The sequence below is a fragment of the Mesorhizobium sp. M7A.F.Ca.CA.002.09.1.1 genome, from assembly GCF_003998555.1.
GTDB classification, from domain to species: domain Bacteria; phylum Pseudomonadota; class Alphaproteobacteria; order Rhizobiales; family Rhizobiaceae; genus Mesorhizobium; species Mesorhizobium ciceri.
In genome coordinates, this window is the sequence record NZ_RZRR01000525.1 from 1 (window position 1) to 3,975 (window position 3,975).

Below are 3,975 nucleotides of genomic sequence, written 5' to 3' on the forward strand. Positions count from 1 at the left end.
GCATTCTCGGGTGAGAAACGTCCGGCCGCAGGCAGGCGAAAAGCCGCGGAATCGGCTTTTCGAGTTTCGAACGCCCGTAGCCATAGCGGAGGGCTAGGCATGCGCATCCTGCGGGCAGCCGAATACCGGTCGATGCCGTGGAAGAACGGCGGCGGCGTGACGACGGAAATCGCCGTCTCGCCGCCCGGTGCCGGGCTAAACGATTTCGACTGGCGCGTGTCGATGGCGCGTGTCGAATCGAGCGGTCCGTTCTCGCAATTCGCCGGCATCGATCGCACCCTTGCCGTGCTCGAAGGCGAGGGCATCGTCCTCGAGATTGCCGGCTACCCGCCGAGATCTATAAACAGGACGACCGCCCTGTTTTCTTTCCCGGCCGACGTGCAGACCTCGGCCGCGCTGATCGGCGGACCGATCACCGATCTCAATGTCATGACCCGCCGTAGCCGGATGACGCATTCGGTCGAACGCCTGGTGATTTCGGCCCCCGTGGAAATCCGGACTGAAGCCGGCACAACGCTCATCCTGTGCTTGGACGGCGACATCAGTGTGCCCGCCGCTGAACCGGTTCGCCTCGGGCCGCTCGACACGCTGCTGTCCGGGCCGGTCAGCACCGGCCTGCTTGTCCAACCCGCCCATGAGGCAACGCTGTACGTGATCCGGATCCGCGCCATCGCCGGCAACGATTAACGCTTGTTTCCAAACATGATCGCGGTACCGGCGAAATATAGCGTAAGCTGCTGGCGGCATCACGAAAAAGCCTGAATCCTCTCCGCCGATCTGGCTGGCGGGAAGTGGGGTGCTTGTCTTTGAGTTTTGCTGAGAGACGACGCCCTGTCGTGGTGCGGAAACAAACTTTCGGCAAGTGGGGTTTATGCAACCAATTGCATTTGAACCGGTTTTAGGGCCATTGCCGTGGCGGTGACGCCGCTCAGTGCCCGCTTACGGAATTTTCAATGAATATTCAGACGAATCCTGCCCAAATCGAGAAGACAAGCGCGAGCTTCCCGGCCATCACCGAAGAGCCGATCCGCTCCAATTACCTGCCCGAAGAGCGCCTTCGGCTGCTCGGTGAAAGCCTGGCGAAAGGCGACCTCACAGATCTGTTCGGGCTGACGCCCTTCGATTTTCAGGCCCGTATCCGCGACAGCGCCAAGAAGATTTTGGAAGTCTACCGGTCGACCAATGCGGCGCAGGCGAGGGGCGAGACGATCACGCCGGCGGCACAATGGCTGCTCGACAACAATTACCTGGTCGAAGAGACCATTTTCCAGGTCAAGCGCGACCTGCCGCGCCGCTTCTATCGCCAGCTGCCGACCTTGAAACTGCCTGACGGCGGCAGCGTGCCGCGCGCGCTGGCGCTGGCCTGGACCTATGTCGCACATTCGGACAGTTCCGTTTCGGCGACGATGTTCAAGTCCATCGTCCAGGGTTTTCAGTCGGTCGAGCCGCTGAAGATCGGCGAACTCTGGGCGCTGCCTTCGCTGTTGCGCTTCGTGCTGATCGAAAATCTGCGCCGGCTGGCGGTCAGGGTCAATCGAACCCGTCAGATGCGTCAGATCGCCAACGATGTGGCAGACAAGGTCCTGGCCACCGACGACAGCGCCGACCGGCAGTCGATCCTGTCCAATTTCAGCGCACACGCACAGGACACCACCTTCGCCACCCAGCTGCTCTATCGCCTGCGCGATGGCTCGCAGAATGCCGGCAAGGCTCTGGAATGGCTGGAAGGCGAGCTCGAAAAGACCGGCTCCGATGCCGAGGAAATCATCATTTCCGAACATCACACGTTGTCCAGCGGCAATGTGACGACGGGCAACATCATTCGTGGCCTGCGCCTCATCAACGACGTCGATTGGACCGTGTGGTTCGAAGGCGTCAGCCGCATCGACACCGTGCTGCGCGAGCGTACCGATTTCGCCGCGCTCGACTTCTTCTCGCGCGACCAGTACCGGACCGCGATCGAGGAATTGGCGCGCCGCTCGAACCTTTCGGAATATCGCGTCGCCGAGAAGGCCATCGAGCTGGCCGGCCACGCCGCCAGCGATGGCGACGGCGACGTCGTTTTAACCGGGTCCGCCCACACCGATGTCGGCTTCTTTCTCGTCGGCCCACGCCGGCTCGAGCTGGAGAAGGCGATCGGCTATCGACCCACCATCAGCCAGACAGTCAAGCGTGCCTTCCGCAAGACCGGCTGGCTCGGCATCGTCGTACCGGTGTTTGCGCTGACGGCGCTGCTTCTCGTCCTCTCAGGCAACGCGCTTGCCAATCTCGGCCTGTCGGTGCCCTCGATCGTCCTCATGCTGGCGCTTTTTGCCGTGCCGGCCAGCGAGGGCGCGCTCGCCTTCTTCAACACGGTCGTTTCGCTGTTCCTGAAACCGACGCGCCTCGTCGGCTACGATTACCGGCACGGCGTGCCGCCCGAGGCGCGCACGCTGGTGGTGGTTCCGTCGCTGATCGGCTCGCGCGACGATGTCGAGGAAAACATCCGCAATATCGAGGTGCATCATCTCGCCAACACGGCCGATGAAATCCATTTCGCGCTGCTGTCGGACTGGCCGGACTCGAAGACCGAGATCGATGCTGCCGACACCGAAATCCTCGAATTCGCGCGTGCCGAGATCGCTCGTCTCAACGCACGCTATCCCTCCGAAGGCGCGCCGCGCTTCTATATCCTGCACCGGCGCCGGCTCTTCAATGCGGCGCAAGGGTCGTGGATGGGCTGGGAGCGCAAGCGCGGCAAGCTGCATGAACTCGACCTTCTGCTGCGCGGCGACAGCGACACCACGTTCCTGCCGCTCGACGTGCCGCTGCCGGAGAACGTCGTCCACGTGATGACGCTCGATGCCGACACGCGCACCACCCGTGACGCGGTCGCCACCCTCGTAGGCAAGCTCTGCCACCCGCTCAACCGGCCGCATTTCGATGCCAGCAAGCGCGTCGTCACCGCCGGCTACGCGATCCTGCAGCCGCGCATCACCGCGTCGCTGACATCAGGCGATGATGCGTCGTTCTTCCAGCGGGTGTTCTCGGCCAATCGCGGCCTCGACCCTTATGTCTTTGCCGTGTCAGATCTCTATCAGGACGTTTTCGGCGACGGGTCCTTCACCGGCAAGGGCCTCTATCACGTCGACGCCTTCGAGGCCGCCCTGCAGGGCCGCATCGAGGAAAACACCATCCTCAGCCACGATCTGCTGGAAGGCGCGCTGGCGCGCTCGGCGCTGGTCACCGACGTCGAACTGGTCGAGGACTATCCGACCCGCTACTCGGTCGACGCCTCGCGCCACCATCGCTGGGCACGCGGCGACTGGCAGTTGCTCGGCTTCATGCTCGATCCGCGCTCCGGCGTGCCGGCGCTGTCGCGCTGGAAGATGATCGACAATCTGCGCCGCTCGCTGACGCCGATCTTCTGGGTGATGGCGGCGATTGCCGGCTGGACGCTGCTGCCCTTCACGCAGGCCGCGCAATGGCAGGCCCTGCTGATCCTCAGCCTGTTCATGGCGCCGACATTCGACATCGTCAACGCCATCCTGCCCAAGAGCGGCGACCAGACGCCACGCGGCCATTTCTCGGCCCTGGCACGCGACGTCGCCTTCGGCACCGCCATGGTGGCGCTGAAGATCGTCCTGATGGCGCACAACGCCTGGATGATGGGCGATGCCATCGTGCGCACGCTCTATCGGTTGTTCGTCAGCCGCCAGAACCTTTTGGAATGGCGCACCGCCTCGCAGGCGCACAAGGCGGGCGACAACGATGTCGGTTCCTATTACGGCATGATGTATGGCGCCGTGATCATCGGCTTCGTCGGCCTTGCCATTCCGGTGCTGGCCGATTCGACCGGCGCCTTCGTTGCCTTCTTCTTCGCGCTGTTCTGGATTGGCTCGCCCGCCATCGCCAGCTGGATCAGCCGTTCGGCTGAAACCGAGGATCGCTTGCGCATATCGCAGGCCGATATCCATACGTTGCGCACGGTGGCGC

General features: G+C 63.2%; 1 protein-coding gene and 1 pseudogene. Both read left to right on the plus strand.

Translation table 11 applies throughout. From position 1 onward, the window contains the following. Window positions 1–99: 99 nt before the first annotated feature. Window positions 100–687 carry a HutD family protein gene (locus EN994_RS21205; protein ID WP_013532299.1) on the plus strand — a complete coding sequence of 196 codons (588 nt, stop codon included), beginning with the start codon at window positions 100–102 and terminating at the stop codon, window positions 685–687. 266 nt (window positions 688–953) lie between these two features. Then, window positions 954–3,975, plus strand: a pseudogene (locus EN994_RS21210) (protein ndvB); the annotation flags it as partial.